Source organism: Rhizobium sp. NFR03 (assembly GCF_900111275.1).
Taxonomy (GTDB): domain Bacteria; phylum Pseudomonadota; class Alphaproteobacteria; order Rhizobiales; family Rhizobiaceae; genus Ferranicluibacter.
Genome location: NZ_FOGR01000005.1, coordinates 381,015 through 396,586 on the forward strand (window position 1 = coordinate 381,015; position 15,572 = coordinate 396,586).

15 protein-coding genes are annotated in these 15,572 nt (G+C 63.9%); 12 read left to right on the forward strand and 3 right to left on the reverse strand.

Annotation, left to right across the window (positions count from 1 at the left end):
- Positions 1-39 precede the first annotated feature (39 nt).
- The gene (gene secA / locus BSG19_RS18170) at positions 40-2,760 is read right to left on the reverse strand and encodes a preprotein translocase subunit SecA (protein ID WP_092989416.1); all 2,721 of its coding nucleotides are present in this window, start codon (positions 2,758-2,760) and stop codon (positions 40-42) included.
- A gap of 270 nt (positions 2,761-3,030) precedes the next feature.
- Between secA and BSG19_RS18175 the strand changes: the two genes are divergently transcribed.
- From BSG19_RS18175 to BSG19_RS18200, 6 genes are all read left to right on the forward strand, one after another.
- Positions 3,031-3,924 (forward strand): peptidylprolyl isomerase, encoded by an 894-nt coding sequence (locus tag BSG19_RS18175; RefSeq protein WP_092989417.1) that lies wholly within the window; start codon positions 3,031-3,033, stop codon positions 3,922-3,924.
- A 222-nt stretch (positions 3,925-4,146) separates the two neighbouring features.
- A complete protein-coding gene (argJ, locus tag BSG19_RS18180) occupies positions 4,147-5,388 on the forward strand; it encodes a bifunctional glutamate N-acetyltransferase/amino-acid acetyltransferase ArgJ (protein ID WP_092989418.1) in 1,242 nt (413 codons plus the stop codon).
- 41 nt (positions 5,389-5,429) lie between these two features.
- A complete protein-coding gene (locus tag BSG19_RS18185; protein ID WP_244529304.1) occupies positions 5,430-6,206 on the forward strand; it encodes a GNAT family N-acetyltransferase in 777 nt (258 codons plus the stop codon).
- A 2-nt stretch (positions 6,207-6,208) separates the two neighbouring features.
- Positions 6,209-6,625 (forward strand): 8-oxo-dGTP diphosphatase MutT, encoded by a 417-nt coding sequence (gene mutT, locus BSG19_RS18190; RefSeq protein WP_092989420.1) that lies wholly within the window; start codon positions 6,209-6,211, stop codon positions 6,623-6,625.
- 249 nt (positions 6,626-6,874) lie between these two features.
- Positions 6,875-7,195: a hypothetical protein gene (locus BSG19_RS18195; protein ID WP_092989421.1), complete on the forward strand. Its 321-nt coding sequence runs from the start codon at positions 6,875-6,877 to the stop codon at positions 7,193-7,195.
- Positions 7,189-7,392, forward strand: coding sequence for a Flp family type IVb pilin (locus BSG19_RS18200; protein WP_244529305.1), 204 nt, complete (start codon positions 7,189-7,191; stop codon positions 7,390-7,392). The genes BSG19_RS18195 and BSG19_RS18200 overlap by 7 nt, the downstream gene beginning before the upstream one ends.
- A gap of 24 nt (positions 7,393-7,416) precedes the next feature.
- On the opposite strand, the gene BSG19_RS18205 is transcribed toward BSG19_RS18200, so the two are convergent.
- On the reverse strand, positions 7,417-8,316 hold the full coding sequence (locus BSG19_RS18205) for a methyltransferase domain-containing protein (protein ID WP_092989422.1): 900 nt from the start codon (positions 8,314-8,316) through the stop codon (positions 7,417-7,419).
- A gap of 225 nt (positions 8,317-8,541) precedes the next feature.
- Here BSG19_RS18205 and BSG19_RS18210 point away from each other — a divergent pair, with 225 nt between their 5' ends.
- From BSG19_RS18210 to BSG19_RS18225, 4 genes are all read left to right on the forward strand, one after another.
- A complete protein-coding gene (locus tag BSG19_RS18210) occupies positions 8,542-9,285 on the forward strand; it encodes a ComF family protein (RefSeq protein ID WP_092989478.1) in 744 nt (247 codons plus the stop codon).
- A 113-nt stretch (positions 9,286-9,398) separates the two neighbouring features.
- Positions 9,399-9,656 (forward strand): glutaredoxin 3, encoded by a 258-nt coding sequence (gene grxC, locus BSG19_RS18215; RefSeq protein ID WP_092989423.1) that lies wholly within the window; start codon positions 9,399-9,401, stop codon positions 9,654-9,656.
- Between the two features lie 13 nt (positions 9,657-9,669).
- On the forward strand, positions 9,670-10,533 hold the full coding sequence (locus tag BSG19_RS18220; protein ID WP_092989424.1) for a carbon-nitrogen hydrolase family protein: 864 nt from the start codon (positions 9,670-9,672) through the stop codon (positions 10,531-10,533).
- Positions 10,530-10,958 (forward strand): DUF1178 family protein, encoded by a 429-nt coding sequence (locus tag BSG19_RS18225; protein ID WP_092989425.1) that lies wholly within the window; start codon positions 10,530-10,532, stop codon positions 10,956-10,958. Before BSG19_RS18220 ends, BSG19_RS18225 begins: the two co-directional genes overlap by 4 nt.
- 21 nt (positions 10,959-10,979) lie before the next feature.
- Here BSG19_RS18225 and ubiG read toward each other — a convergent pair whose 3' ends face one another.
- Positions 10,980-11,729 (reverse strand): bifunctional 2-polyprenyl-6-hydroxyphenol methylase/3-demethylubiquinol 3-O-methyltransferase UbiG, encoded by a 750-nt coding sequence (gene ubiG, locus BSG19_RS18230; protein WP_092989479.1) that lies wholly within the window; start codon positions 11,727-11,729, stop codon positions 10,980-10,982.
- 223 nt (positions 11,730-11,952) lie between these two features.
- On the opposite strand from ubiG, the gene BSG19_RS18235 reads away from it, so the two are divergent.
- Together BSG19_RS18235 and ptsP are read left to right on the forward strand one after the other, a co-directional pair.
- Positions 11,953-13,206 (forward strand): aspartate kinase, encoded by a 1,254-nt coding sequence (locus BSG19_RS18235; RefSeq protein WP_092989426.1) that lies wholly within the window; start codon positions 11,953-11,955, stop codon positions 13,204-13,206.
- A 71-nt stretch (positions 13,207-13,277) separates the two neighbouring features.
- The gene (gene ptsP, locus BSG19_RS18240; RefSeq protein ID WP_092989427.1) at positions 13,278-15,542 is read left to right on the forward strand and encodes a phosphoenolpyruvate--protein phosphotransferase; all 2,265 of its coding nucleotides are present in this window, start codon (positions 13,278-13,280) and stop codon (positions 15,540-15,542) included.
- The last annotated feature ends 30 nt before the right edge of the window (positions 15,543-15,572 follow it).

Here is a 15,572-nt window from a genome sequence, read left to right on the forward strand (position 1 = left end):
CGGCGAACCCCTGCGACGTCGGTGGCCTGTTTTCCGGTGTCAGGCCTCGGTGGCTTCGAAAGCGCCGTGGCAGTGCTTGTACTTCTTGCCGGAACCGCAGGGGCAGGCCTCGTTGCGGGAAACGCGGCCCCATGTGGCGGGGTTGGTCGGATCGCGATTTTCCGGGGCGACGACAGCGAGATTGCGGTCGTCCGCGAACTCGTCCTCGCCCGTCTGTGCATCGATATGGTGGCCGAACATTTCCGGCGGCTCGGGCTGCGGCGCCTGCGCCGCGTCGCGCACGAGCTCAACACGCATCAGCTGTGCGGTCACGCCCTGGCGCAGGTTGGTGAGGAGCGCCTGGAACAGCTCGAAAGCCTCGCCCTTGTACTCCTGCAACGGATCACGCTGGGCATAGCCGCGGAAGCCGATGACGGAGCGCAGGTGGTCGAGATTGACGATATGCTCGCGCCAGAGATGATCAAGCGTCTGCAGCACGACGGAGCGCTCGACATAGCGCATGATCTCGGGTCCGAAGCGTTCCGCCCGCTCGGCATTGGCCTGATCGGCCGCCGCCAGAATGCGCTCGCGGATGTCGTTCTCGTCGATGCCTTCTTCGGCCGCCCATGCGGAGATCGGCAGGTCGAGGTTCAGCGTTTCGCGGACGTCGGTGTTCAGACCCTCGACATCCCATTGTTCGGCATAGGCTTTTTCAGGAATGCGCTTGGCGACGATGTCCTCGATGACCTCGTGACGCATGTCAGCCACGGTCTCCGAAACATCCTCGCTGTCCATCATTTCGATGCGCTGCTCGAAGATGACCTTGCGCTGGTCGTTCAGCACGTCGTCATATTTCAGCAGGTTCTTGCGCGTGTCGAAGTTGCGGGCTTCGACCTTCTTCTGTGCGCGTTCCAGCGCCTTGTTGATCCAGGGATGGACGATGGCCTCGCCTTCCTTCAGACCAAGCTTCTGCAGCATGGAATCCATGCGCTCCGAGCCGAAGATGCGCATCAGGTCGTCCTGCAGCGACAGGTAGAACTTGGAGCGGCCCGGGTCGCCCTGACGGCCGGAGCGGCCGCGAAGCTGGTTGTCGATGCGGCGGCTTTCGTGGCGTTCGGTCGCGAGAACATAGAGGCCGCCGGCGGCAAGCGCCTTCTGCTTCAGTTCCTGCACCTCGGCCTTGATGGCAGCTTCGCGCTGGTCGCGCTCCGGGCCCGGCTCCACGTCGTGCAGCTCGGCTTCGATGCGCATGTCGAGGTTGCCGCCGAGCTGGATGTCGGTACCGCGGCCGGCCATGTTGGTGGCGATCGTCACGGCACCGGGAACGCCGGCCTGCGAGACGATATAGGCTTCCTGCTCGTGGTAACGGGCGTTCAGCACCTGGAAATTGGCAAAGCCTTCGCGCTTCAGGAGAGCGGCGAGAAGTTCGGACTTCTCGATCGAGGTCGTGCCGACGAGGACGGGCTGATTGCGTTCGCGCGCCTGCCGGATCTCCTCGACGATGGCCTTGAACTTCTCCTCCGTCGTCCGGTAGACCTCGTCATGGTCGTCGATACGCTGGATCGGCAGGTTGGTCGGGACTTCCACGACTTCGAGACCGTAGATGTTGCCGAATTCCTCCGCCTCCGTCGAGGCCGTGCCGGTCATGCCGCCCAGCTTCTCATACATGCGGAAATAGTTCTGGAACGTGATCGAGGCGAGCGTCTGGTTCTCGGGCTGGATCGTCACCTTTTCCTTGGCTTCCAGCGCCTGGTGCTGGCCTTCGGAATAGCGGCGACCGGGCATCATGCGGCCGGTGAACTCATCGATGATGACGATTTCGTCGCCGCGGACGATGTAGTCCTTGTCGCGCTGGAAGAGCTTGTGTGCCTTCAGCGCGTTGTTGACGTGGTGGACGATCGCGACGTTTTCGACGTCATAGAGCGTCTCGCCCTTGAGCAAGCCAGCCTCGCGCAGCAGGTTTTCGAGCTTCTCGGTGCCGTCTTCCGAGAAATTGGCCGATCGCTGCTTCTCGTCGATTTCGTAGTCGGCCTCGTCCAGCATCGGGATGAAGGCGTCGATGGTCGTGTAGAGTTCGGAGCGATCGTCCAGCGGTCCGGAAATGATCAGCGGCGTGCGGGCTTCATCGACGAGGATCGAGTCCACTTCGTCGACGATGGCAAAGAAGTGACCGCGCTGGACCATCTGGGCCCGCTCGTACTTCATGTTGTCGCGCAGATAATCGAAGCCGAGCTCGTTGTTGGTCGCGTAGGTGATGTCGCAGGCATAGGCAGCCTTGCGCTGCTCGTCGGTCAGGCCATGCACGATGACGCCGGTGGAGAGACCGAGGAAGCCGTAGATGCGCGCCATGGTGGCCGAGTCGCGGCTGGCGAGGTAGTCGTTGACGGTCACGACATGCACGCCCTTGCCGGCGAGCGCGTTCAGGTAAACGGGGAGCGTCGCAACGAGCGTCTTGCCTTCGCCGGTCTTCATTTCGGCAATGGACTTCTCGTGAAGAATCATGCCGCCGATCAGCTGTACGTCGAAGGGACGCAGGCCCAGCACGCGGCGCGCAGCCTCCCGGGCGACGGCAAAGGCCGGCACCAGAAGGTCGTCCAGCGTCTTGCCCGCGGCCAGCTGCTGGCGGAACTCGACGGTCTTGGCCGCAAGGGCTTCGTCGCTCAGCGCCTTCATTTCGGGCTCGAGCGCCGTGATTGCGGCAACGCGGGTGTTGTAGCCCTTGACGCGGCGATCGTTGGAGGACCCGAAGAGTTTGCGGGCGAGGCCGCCGAGACTGACCATGGAAAATGGTCCTTTCATGTGACGTCGGCGTTTCGCGCGTGGGTCTGAATACCCGTCAACTGCGCCAAAACGCCCGGATCTTGTTCTGGACGCGAGGTTGCGTGACAGATAAGAGGGGGGTCGAATGATGTCAACGGGAGTTGCTGACCGACCTTTCGCTGAAAATGCCGGTTTTGCAAGGCTACACAACGGCCACATTCTGGTGTTTGTGAGGTCGGCAAGCCGGCCGCGAAGGGCGGATCCGGTACCCCATCGGGAAAGGTTTACGGAATGTTGAAATCCAGATTGCTCGCTGCCGTGGCGCTTGGCGCCGTGATCGCGATCCATGGGCCGGTGTTTGCCCAGGATGCCGCCGATCCGGTCGTCGCCAAGGTCGGGACCGCAGAGATTCACCAGTCGGAGCTTGACCTGGCGCTCGCGTCCCTCGATCCGCAGCTCGCCCAGCTTCCCGACGAACAGAAGCGCGCCGCTGCCCTTTCGGGCCTCGTGGACGTAAAGCTTCTGGCCAAGGATGCCGAAGCCGAAGGCGTGCAGAACAGCGAAGACTTCAAGAAGCGTCTCGCCTACCTGACCGATCGCGAGCTGCACAACGCCTACTTCAAGAAGCACGTCGTCGATGCCGTCACGGCCGACGAGGTCAAGGCGCGCTACGAGAAGGAAGTCGGCGCGATCAAGCCGCAGGAAGAGGTGAAGGCTCGCCATATCCTCGTGAAGACCGAGGACGAAGCCAAGGCCGTGATCAAGGAACTCGACGCGGGCAAGGACTTCGCAACGCTCGCCAAGGAAAAGTCCACCGATCCAAACAAGGACGACGGTGGCGATCTCGGCTACTTCACCAAGGAGCGCATGGTGCCGGAATTCTCCGAAGCCGCCTTCGCGCTGGAGAAGGGCGCTTACACGAAGACGCCGGTCAAGTCGCAGTTCGGCTTCCACGTCATTCTGCTCGAGGACAAGCGCCTTCAGCCGCCGCCGCCGCTCGATCAGGTCGAGCCGCAGGTCAAGCAGCTCGTCATGCGCGACAAGTACCTGGCGCTTCTGGCCGATGCCAAGAAGGATGCCGGCGTCGAGATCAGCGATCCCGCGCTGAAGAAGGCCTATGACGAGGCCAACAAGGCCGACGAAGCCGGCGCCACCGAAGGCGACGCCGTCGAAGGCGCCAATTAAGCTGGGGTAAAGGCTTGGAGCGTTCCGGTCCTCCCGTTGAGAATCAGGAGCTGCTTTTTGCTCTCGCCCTTCCTGTTCGCCGGTCTGTCACGCTGCTGTGACAACCGTCCATCATGAGTGAAAATCCCGAAGGTCACCCTTCGGGATTTTCGTTTGCCGGCCCAGCCCCTGCGCCGTCACTGCCGCCTTGTTCCCGCCAGCCCTTTCAGCGAAGGTTCCTCCATGTCCGGTTCCGTTTCCCCGCTCGCCCCCAAGACTTTCGCCGAAATGCCGCCTGTGCGCGGCGTTCGCATGGCGACGGCCGAAGCCGGCATCAAGTACAAGAACCGGACCGACGTGCTGATGATGGTGTTCGATGCCCCGGCCTCTGTTGCCGGCGTGTTCACCCGCTCGCTCTGCCCGTCTGCTGCCGTCGATTTCTGCCGGCAGAACCTTTCCGGCGGCGTCGCCCGCGCCGTCGTCGTCAATTCCGGCAATGCCAACGCGTTTACCGGCGTCAAGGGCCGTGCCGCCACGGAGCTCACCGCGCAGTCTGCGGCCGAGGCGGTCGGCTGCTCGACGGGTGAGGTGTTCCTCGCCTCGACCGGCGTCATCGGCGAGCCGCTGGACGCGACGAAATTTGCCGGCGTTCTCGGCGACATGAACGGCCGGGGCACCGAAGATTTCTGGTTCGAGGCCGCCAAGGCGATCATGACCACGGACACCTATCCGAAGGTCGCGACCCGCTCGGCGACCATTGGCGGCGTCAAGGTGACCATCAACGGGATCGCCAAGGGCGCCGGAATGATCGCGCCAGACATGGCGACGATGCTGTCCTTCGTTGTCACCGATGCCGATATCGCGCCGCAGGCGCTTCAGGCGCTCCTGTCGGAGGGCGTGGGGCCGTCGTTCAATTCCGTCACCGTCGACAGCGATACCTCGACGTCGGACACGCTGATGCTGTTTGCGACGGGTGCCGCCGCTGCCGAAGGGCAGGCTCGGATCGAGGATGCCTCCGATGCCGCGCTCGGCGATTTCCGTTCGGCGCTGAATGCCGTGCTGTTCGACCTCGCGCTGCAGGTCGTGCGGGACGGCGAGGGCGCGCGCAAGATGGTTGCCATCACCGTGGAAGGCGCTGAAAGCGACGCGGCTGCCAAGCGCATCGGCCTGTCGATCGCCAACTCGCCGCTCGTCAAGACAGCTGTGGCCGGTGAGGACGCGAACTGGGGCCGTGTCGTCATGGCCGTCGGCAAGGCCGGCGAGAAGGCCGACCGGGACCTGCTCGCCATCTGGTTCGGCGACATCCGCGTCGCCGTCAACGGCGAGCGCGACCCGGCTTATTCCGAAGCAGCGGCGTCCGCCGTCATGAAGGAGCAGGACATTGCCATCAAGGTCGAAATCGGGCTCGGTTCGGGAACCGCGACGGTTTACACCTGCGACCTGACCAAGGAATATATCGAGATCAATGGCGACTACCGGAGCTGATTGCGAGATCGGGTTCCCGACATTGCCAACCGGATATGCCTATGCTGGATGAGACGACACGATTGAGGCTGCCGCTGGTGCGGCGGCTTGAGGCGATCGGTTTTCGGGCCTGGCCCGCCGCAACCGCGCAGTATGATGGCAGCTGGCTGGTGCGCATGACGCCCGGGCATGGTTCGCGCCGGCTGAACTCGATCAATCCGCTCGACCCGCATGATGGCAGCGACATGGCGGGCCGGCTCGAACGGGCTGCCCGGCAGTTTCGCGATGCCGACCTCGTGCCGACGGTGCGGCAGACGCCGCTGACGCCGCCCGGCCTCGTTGCTCATCTCGATGGGGAAGGCTGGACGCGATTTTCCGAAACGATCGTCATGACGGCGGATATTCCGCAGCATGCGACAAGCGACGAGCTTGGCCATGTGCCGCTGCGCGACCTCTCCAGATTTGTGGAGGCGCGGATGGCGATTGCCGGTGACCCGCCAGAGAGCAAGGCGGCGCTCACCTCCGTGATCGAGGCCATCCGGGCCGAATGCGGGCTCTTCCTGTTCGAGGATGTGGGGCAGGGCCCGACGGCAGTTTCCCTGGCGGTGCAGGATTACGATCTCGTAGGGCTGTTGCTGGTCGCTGTGCGGCCCGACCGGCGCGGAGAAGGTATCGGCCGCGATATCGTCGGCGCCAGCCTGCGCTGGGCGCGACTGAAGGGTGCACGCAAGGCGTGGCTGGCCGTCGAGGCCGAGAATGTGCCGGCGCTGGCGCTCTATCGCGGGCTCGGCTTCACCGAGGCCTATCGTTACCTCTATCGAACGCCTGGGGAAGAATGATCATGGATACCGCCCAGCCTCGCCGGCTGCTCCTCGTTGCCGCCTGCGCGCTCATCGACGGTGATGGCCGCATTCTGCTTGCGCAACGGCCGGAGGGTAAATCCATGGCCGGTCTGTGGGAGTTTCCGGGCGGCAAGGTCGAGACGGGGGAAACACCCGAAGAGACACTCATCCGCGAACTGGAGGAGGAACTCGGCATTCGCACCAAGGTGGCCTGCCTTGCGCCTCTGACCTTCGCCAGCCATGCCTATGACGACTTTCACCTGCTGATGCCGCTTTACATCTGCCGCCGCTACGAGGGCGTGCCGCAGGGGCGCGAGGGGCAGGCGCTGAAATGGGTGCGGGCGAAGGCCCTGCGCGACTATCCGATGCCGCCGGCCGACGAGCCGCTCATTCCCTATCTCATGGATCTTTTGTAGCCGACTGCCGTTCGCGACGCCGTTCGCCCTATCCATAAAACCTTTCCAAGGTCTGCCTAAATGCGGAAAAGGAAAGGCATTTTCGGGGCAGTTCTGACTGTGCGTTAATGGAACGTTTATCTCCAACCGGCACAATGGACAGCACGTGATGCCGAGTCGCGCCGACCTTGCGGAGGACGGGACCGGCGCGCGGCGATCGAGGATGGAAAACGGAGCATTCCGCCGCGTCGGAAAGGCAAGAGGCAGGCCATGGTGGACGATGATTTCTGGAGAACGGTTCAGGATAAGGACCTGACGAAGGGCGAGTACCGGCGTACCGGTGTGCTCAATCTTGCGCTGCTGTTCGGGACGGCCGTCATCGCGCTGACGCTGATCCTCACCCCGATGATGGCCAGCAAGAACACGACCAAGGTTCTCGCAAACGCGCCGATCGACTACGACAACATCTCGACCGGCTCCATTCCCGACGACAAGGGTACGAAGCGTTATACCGTGCGTCGCAGCGTCCTGCAGGAAATGCCGGGCGCCGTCTGCATCGTCAATGGCGATGGCGGCAAGAGCGGATGCTGATGAAAGCCGGTCTGGAGAGGACGCCCGTGATCCCCCTGTTTCAGCGATTTCTCTCCGACCGCGGCGGCGCAACTGCCATCGAATACGGCCTGATCGCCGGCATCATCACCATTGCCATTGTCGCCGGTTTCGGTGTGCTGACGCAGCAGCTCACGAATGTCTTCAACGTGGCCAGGGACGCGCTCACGACGCCGTGAGGCGGCACCGCGCGTACTGCCCGCTCAGCTGTCGGCTTCTGTCCTGTCGACACCGGATTTCTCTTCCACTTTCAAGGCATCTGCCAGACGCATCTTCGCCGAACCCGGCGCAAGCGGCTTCTGCTGGCTCTCGTGCGGCGCCCAGCCGGAGAGGTAGATGACCGAGAACGTCGCGCGGATGCGGCCATCCGGGTCCGCGAAACGCTCGGCATAAAGCTCCGCGGCGCGCAAGAAGACCGCACGGGACACGGGCTTGCGGCTGCGGGCAACCAGCGTGTTGGTCATCCCCATCGCACGCAGATCCTTCATCAGCGCAAACAGCGAGGCATAGCGAACCGTGTAGGATTCCGTATCCGTGACAGGGAGCGCAAAGCCTGCGCGCTGCAGCAGGGCGCCGATGTCGCGGACGTCCGCGAAGGGAATGACGCGTGGGCTGGCACCGCCGGTGATTTCGCTTTCGGCGGCCAGCAACACCTCCCGCAGTTCCTGCAACGTGCCGTTGCCGGGGATGGCAGCGAGAAACAGGCCGTCCGGTGCCAGTGCCCGCCGCACCTGTATGAACACGCCGGGCGTGTCGTTCGTCAGGTGCAGGGAGAGCGGGGATACCACGAGGTTGGCGCTGGCAGGGGGAACCGGCACAGTTTCCAGCGGCGCAACGGTCAGTTCGCCCGATCCGCCAAAGGCGGTGTCCGTCTCGACGCGCGTGAGCGTGCCGATCTTGCCGGTGGCCAACAGGGCGCGCGCCGTCACGCCGGTATAGCCATGAAGCTCGACGGCCGTTTCGAACCGGCGCTCCACGACTGCCAGCCTTTCGGCCAGATCCTCGGCCACGATGTCGAGCAGGAATTGCGCCTTTTCATCGCCGGCCTTCAGCGCCCGCAGGCGCCGGGCTTCCACAAGAGGCTGGTCAAATACGATATCCACGATAGTCTCCTATATCTCGGCCTATATCATCGCCGGCGCGCGGCTGCGCAAGAGCGAGCACCCCTTTCTAACGGTCGAGAGGGCGGAAGGACGCATCGGCATATGGATGGCGCGTGGCAACCCGCCGAAACGGCGAACCAGACGGTCGACAGCCGGAAGGCGTCTGTTGGCACCGATCTCGATGCAGCCGATACCCAGCCGGGCCGGGGCAAGCGGTTTCGCCAGATGCTGGTCGCTCGCCTCCTTGCCGCAGGCCGGGGCACGGCCGATCTTCTCTATCCACCTGTCTGTCGCGGCTGCGGCCGGTTCGTGCAGCGGCATGCCGCTGTGTGCCCGGCGTGTTGGGCGAGCCTTCGGCTGATCGAGCGACCCTTCTGCGAGGTGCTGGGCGTACCCTTCTCGCACGATCTCGGACGTGGCATCCTTTCGGCCGATGCGATTGCCAACCCACCGCCGTTCACGCGCCTGCGTTCCGTGGCGATCCATACGGGCATCGCACGAGATCTGGTCCATGCCCTGAAATATACCGACCGGACAGACCTTGCGCCGATGATGGCGGCGTGGATGCTCAGGGCCGGGGAGGGGGTTGTCCAGGCGGCGGACGCGATCGTTCCGGTGCCGCTCCATAAGTACCGCCTCTGGTCGCGGCGGTTCAACCAGTCGGCGGAGCTGGCACGGGCGCTTGCGCACCTCTCCGGCAGGCCGATGCTGGCGACAGCGCTGGTGCGGCGCAGACGCACGATGCGGCAGGTGGGGCTGGGCGCGACGCAGCGGCAGGACAATGTGCGCGGCGCCTTTCTGGTGACCGAGGCTGGCCAGTCGCTCGTTTTCGGCCGGCACATCGTGCTTGTCGACGATGTCTATACCACGGGCGCGACCGTCGCTGCGGCCACACGGGCGCTGAAGCGAGCCGGGGCAAGCGAGGTCACGGTTTTGACCTTTGCAAGAGCCGTGACCGTGCTTATATGACCGGAGGACGACATTGCGGCGGGCCAGTCTGGTTCTCAGCCCGATATGTCGGACATAGGAGCGCACCGGCGCCGTGCCGATGCGGAAACAGCCTCTGAAAACAGGTGTCGCACATGGCTTCCGTCGTAATCTATACCCGTCAGGCCTGCGGCTATTGCGCTGCGGCCAAGAAGCTTCTGTCCAGCAAGGGCGTCTCCTTCGAGGAACATGACGCGACATATTCGCCCGATCTCCGCCAGGAAATGATCGCGAAATCGAATGGCGGCTCGACGTTCCCCCAGATCTTTATCAACGGCACCCATGTCGGCGGCTGTGACGAGCTGCATGCGCTCGACAAGGCCGGCAAGCTCGACCCCATGTTGGCGGCCTGAGGATATCAGCGCCATGACCCTTCGCGTCGCCGCCGTACAGATGTGCTCCGGCACAGCGCCCGAGAAAAACGCCGTCGCTATGGCGAACCTCGTCCGTGATGCCGCGGCAAAAGGCGCCACCTATGTGCAGACGCCGGAAATGACCGGGGCGCTGCAGCGCGACCGTGCGGCGCTGCGGGCGTCTCTGCGGGGCGAAGACGACGACGTGATCGTGCGCACGGCGCGCGACCTCGCCGCCGAACTCGGCATTCACCTGCATATCGGCTCGACGGCCATCGGCCTTGACGACGGGAAGATCGCCAATCGCGGATTTCTGTTCGGTCCGGATGGCTCGAAAATTTGCCACTACGACAAGATCCATATGTTCGATGTCGACCTCGATAATGGCGAAAGCTGGCGCGAAAGCTCTGCTTACACGCCGGGCGAGACGGCGCAGGTCGCCGATCTTGCGTTCGGTCAGCTGGGCTTTGCGATCTGCTACGATGTGCGGTTCCCTGAGCTTTTCCGCCGGCAGGCGGTGGCAGGCGCGCAGATCATGACCGTTCCCGCTGCCTTCACACGCCAGACCGGCGAAGCGCACTGGGAAATTCTTTTGCGGGCGCGCGCCATCGAAAACGGCTTCTTCCTCATCGCGGCCGCACAGGGCGGCGTGCATGAGGATGGCCGCGAGACGTTCGGCCATTCGATGATCGTCGATCCCTGGGGTCGCGTCCTTGCCGAAGCCGGCCCGAGCGGCGAAGCCGTGATCACGGCTGATATCGATGTATCCGCGGTTGCCGCCGCGCGCGGCAAGATCCCGAACCTGAAGAATGCGCGCGACTTCACGGTGGTCCCAGCCGGAGAAGGCGCTCCTGCGAGCGGGGGCGTCGCCGCGTGATCCGTTATGCGCTGACCTGCGACAAGGGCCACGGCTTCGAGGGCTGGTTCGGGTCGAGTTCGGACTTCGATGCACAGTCCGAAAGCGGTCTGGTGACCTGTCCTGTCTGCGGCACCGCTGCGGTCAGTCGCGCGCTGATGGCGCCGGCGCTTTCGACCGGGCGACGCAAGGACAAGCAGCGTGGCCTGATGATGGACCAGGCGCAGCAGGCGGCCATCTCCAAGATCCGCGAGATGGTGTCCACCATTCGCGCCAATGCCGAGGATGTCGGCGAAAAGTTTCCTGAGGAAGCGCGCAAGATCCATTATGGCGAAGCCGACGCTCGCGGATTGATCGGGCGCGCTACGGTGGAAGAGGCGCGGGCGCTGATCGAGGAAGGCATCGACGTCGCGCCACTGCCGATCCTTCCCGACGAGGTCAACTGACGACTCGTCTTTTCCGCGTCGTCAGTCGCGCGGGCGTTTGGCAATCATCATGTAATTGACGTCCATGTCGCGTGACAGGTTCCACTGGTTCGTGAAAGGGCTGAAGAAGACGCCGGTGCGCTCCGTAATCGCAAGCCCGGATGCCGAGAGCGGCTTTTCGATCTCTTCCGGACGGACCAGCTTTTCATATTGATGCGTGCCGCGCGGCAGCCAGCGCAGAACGTTTTCGGCGGCGAAGATGGCGAGCGCTGCGGCCTTCATCGTACGGTTGATCGTGGCAACCACCATCATGCCACCGGGGCGGACCATCGAGGCGCATGTGGAGAGGAAGAAATCGACGTCGGAGACATGCTCGACGACTTCCATGTTGAGCACGATGTCGAACGTTTCGCCGGCGTCAGCCAGCGCTTCGGCTGTGACCGCGCGGTAATCGACGGAGATGCCGCTGCCGGCCGCGTGCGTCTCGGCAATGCGGATGTTCTTCTCGGATGCATCGGCACCGACCACATCCGCGCCCATGCGCGCCATCGGCTCGGAGAGGAGGCCGCCACCGCAGCCGATATCGAGGAGGCGAAGACCTTCCAGCGGACGCGGCGCCTTCGGATCGCGGCCGAAGGTTTCGGCAGCGCGATCCCGGATATAGCCGAGGCGAACCGGGTTGAACTTGTGCAGCGGCTTGAACTTGCCATGCGGGTTCCACCACTCCGCGGCCAGCGCCGAGAAGCGATCGACTTCGGACTGGTCGATGGTCGTGCGGGCCGCGTCTGTCATGATGTCGTCTCCGGAAAACTCAAGCGTCATCCGTGAAGTCGTCCGGCACCCGGCTCTTGTCAAGGGCTGCGACACTTCCTCGCTCCTGGTCGCCCTCGGTCGCTCAGGCATTGCCCGGCCACATGCCGCGCTGGCCATTGCACGTTTCCGGCAACTTCGCTAAGGAAGCCGCCAACTTCGGCAGGCGCGCAACGCGCGCAATCTCTGGTACCGGTAGAGGCAGATGGCACGCATCGTGATGAAATTCGGCGGAACCTCCGTCGCGGACATGGATCGCATCCGGGTCGTTGCCCGCCATGTGAAACGCGAGGTGGATGCCGGACACGAGGTGGCCGTCGTCGTTTCCGCCATGTCAGGCAAGACCAACGAGCTCGTCGGCTGGACGCGCGACGCTTCGCCCATGCACGATGCTCGCGAATATGACGCCGTCGTCGCCTCGGGTGAGCAGGTAACGTCAGGGCTGCTCGCGATCGCACTGCAGCACATCGGCATCAACGCCCGCTCCTGGCAGGGCTGGCAGATCCCGATCCGCACCGATAACGCCCATGGCGCGGCGCGAATCATGGATATCGACGGTTCCGACCTCGTCCGCCGCTTCGGCGAGGGGCAGGTCGCCGTCATCGCCGGTTTCCAGGGCCTTGGGCCCGACAACCGGATCGCGACGCTCGGCCGTGGCGGCTCGGACACGAGCGCGGTCGCCATCGCAGCTGCGGTGAAGGCCGATCGCTGCGACATCTATACCGACGTGGACGGCGTCTACACGACCGACCCGCGCATCGTGCCGAAGGCGCGCCGGCTGAAGAAGATCGCATTCGAGGAAATGCTCGAAATGGCATCGCTCGGCGCCAAGGTGCTTCAGGTACGCTCCGTCGAGCTTGCCATGGTGCACAAGGTTCGCACCTTCGTGCGCTCCAGTTTCGAAGACCCGGACGCGCCCGGCATGGGCGATTTTCTGAACCCGCCGGGAACGCTGATTTGTGATGAGGAAGAGATCGTGGAACAGGAAGTCGTGACCGGCATCGCCTATGCCAAGGATGAGGCGCAAATTTCGCTGCGGCGTCTGGCCGATCGCCCGGGTGTCTCCGCCGCGATTTTCGGCCCTCTCGCCGAAGCGCACATCAATGTCGACATGATCGTCCAGAACATTTCCGAGGACGGATCGAAGACCGACATGACCTTTACCGTGCCCTCCGGCGACGTGGACAAGGCGCTGCGCGTGCTCGACGCGGAGAAGGACAAGGTCGGCTTCGACGCGATCCAGAACGAATCGGGTCTCGCCAAGGTATCGGTCATCGGCATCGGCATGCGCAGCCATGCGGGCGTTGCTGCGTCCGCTTTCCGCGCGCTGGCCGAAAAGGGCATCAACATCAAGGCGATCACCACCTCGGAAATCAAGATTTCCATCCTGATCGACGGTGCGTACGCTGAATTGGCGGTTCGGACTTTGCATTCCGTCTACGGGCTGGATAAGAATTAAGCGAAGCGGCCGAAGTGCTGCCGGCCCGAGGTGCCTGCACCTCCACTCTTTGATCGGGGAGACGTTGCGCGATGAGAGACCTGTCCGGTCCACGCGTTCTTCTCAAGCGGCTGCGCGAACTCATGGCGGAGCCGCTCGAGCCGCAGGAGCGGCTTGACCGGATCGTGCGCCAGATCGCGCAGAACATGGTCGCGGAAGTCTGCTCGGTCTATGTGCTGCGCTCCGACGGTGTGCTGGAACTCTACGCGACGGAGGGTCTGAACAAGGACGCCGTCCATCTCGCCCAGCTTCAGATGGGGCAGGGCCTCGTCGGTACGATTGCCGCCAGCGCGCGTCCGCTCAATCTGTCCGACGCACAGTCCCATCCCGCCTTCACCTACCTCCCGGAAACGGGGGAGGAGGTCTATCACTCCTTCCTCGGTGTGCCGATCCTGCGCACGGGACGGTCGCTCGGCGTTCTCGTCGTGCAGAACAAGGCAAGCCGCACCTATCGCGACGACGAGGTGGAGGCGCTTGAGACCACCGCCATGGTGCTGGCCGAAATGGTCGCCACGGGCGAACTCAAGAAGATCACCCGGCCGGGCCTCGAACTCGACCTGTCCCGCCCGGTGACCATCGAGGGCTCCGGCTTCAACGAGGGCGTGGGCCTTGGCTATGTCGTGCTGCACGAGCCGCGCATCGTCGTCACCAATCTGCTGAACGACGATACGGACAAGGAGCTTTCGCGGCTGGGCGAAGCCCTGGGCTCGCTGCGGATCTCCATCGACGACATGCTCTCGCGTCGCGACGTCTCCATGGAAGGCGAGCACCGGGCGGTGCTCGAAGCCTACCGGATGTTTGCGCATGACCGTGGGTGGGTGCGCAAGCTCGAGGAGGCCATTCGCAACGGCCTGACGGCGGAAGCGGCCGTCGAGCGTGTGCAGAGCGAGACCAAGGCGCGGATGATGCGCCTGACGGACCCCTACCTGCGCGAGCGGATGCATGATTTCGACGATCTGGCGAACCGGCTGCTGCGACAGCTGACGGGCTATGGCGCGCGCGTTTCCGACAAGGATTTCCCGGTCGATGCCGTTGTCGTCGCCCGTGCGATGGGCGCGGCTGAACTGCTTGACTATCCCCGCGAGAATATTCGCGGCCTGGTGCTCGAAGACGGCGCGGTGACGAGCCATGTCGTCATCGTCGCCCGCGCCATGGGCATTCCGGTCGTCGGTCAAGCCGCAGGGGCGGTGGCGCTGGCCGAAAACGGCGATGCGATGATCATCGACGGCGACGATGCCAAGGTGCATCTGCGCCCGATGGCCGATCTGCAGCGGGCCTATGAGGAGAAAGTCCGTCTGCGCGCACGGCGGCAGGAGCAGTTCCGTGCTCTTCGCGGTGTCGAGCCGATCACCCGGGATGGCAGCCGGATCAAGTTGCAGATGAATGCCGGCCTGATGGTGGACCTGCCGCAGCTGGACGAATCGGGTGCGGAGGGCATCGGGCTCTTCCGTACGGAACTTCAGTTCATGATCGCTTCGACCATGCCGCGCATGGAGGAGCAGGAGGCCTTCTACCGCAACGTTCTGAAACAGGCAGCCGGCAAGCCGGTGACTTTCCGCACGCTCGACATCGGCGGCGACAAGGTCGTGCCCTATTTCCGGGCTGCGGAAGAGGAAAACCCGGCGCTCGGCTGGCGGGCGATCCGCCTGTCGCTCGACCGGCCAGGCCTCTTGCGCACGCAGCTACGCGCTATGCTGCGGGCGTCTGCCGGCCAGGAACTGCGCATCATGCTGCCGATGGTGACGGAGGTTTTCGAGCTGAAGGCGGTGCGCGAGCTGCTGCAGAAGGAAATTCAGCGCCAGTCGAAGGTGGGCGAGCAACTGCCGCGCAAGCTGCAGTTCGGCGCGATGCTCGAAGTTCCCGCGCTGCTCTACCAGCTGGACGAGCTGATGAGCGAGGTTGATTTCGTTTCCGTCGGCTCCAACGATCTGTTTCAGTTCACCATGGCGGTGGATCGTGGCAATTCGCGTGTTTCGGATCGCTTCGACGTGTTGAGCCGTCCTTTCCTGCGCATGCTGCGCGACATCGTGCGTGCGGGTGAGCGGAACACCACCTCGGTCACGCTTTGCGGCGAGATGGCCTCGAAACCGCTCTCGGCTCTGGCGCTGCTTGCGATCGGCTTCCGCTCCCTGTCGATGTCCCCGACGGCCGTCGGGCCGGTCAAGGCGATGCTGATGGCGACCGATCTGTCAACGCTTTCGCCGGAGTTGAACGCGCTGCTGGACGACACCAAGGGTACCCGCACGCCGCGGGAGCTGCTGAAGGCGTTTGCGGCGGAGAATGACATTCCGCTGTAGGGCTGGGGCTCGGTTGAAGAAGACCCTCTT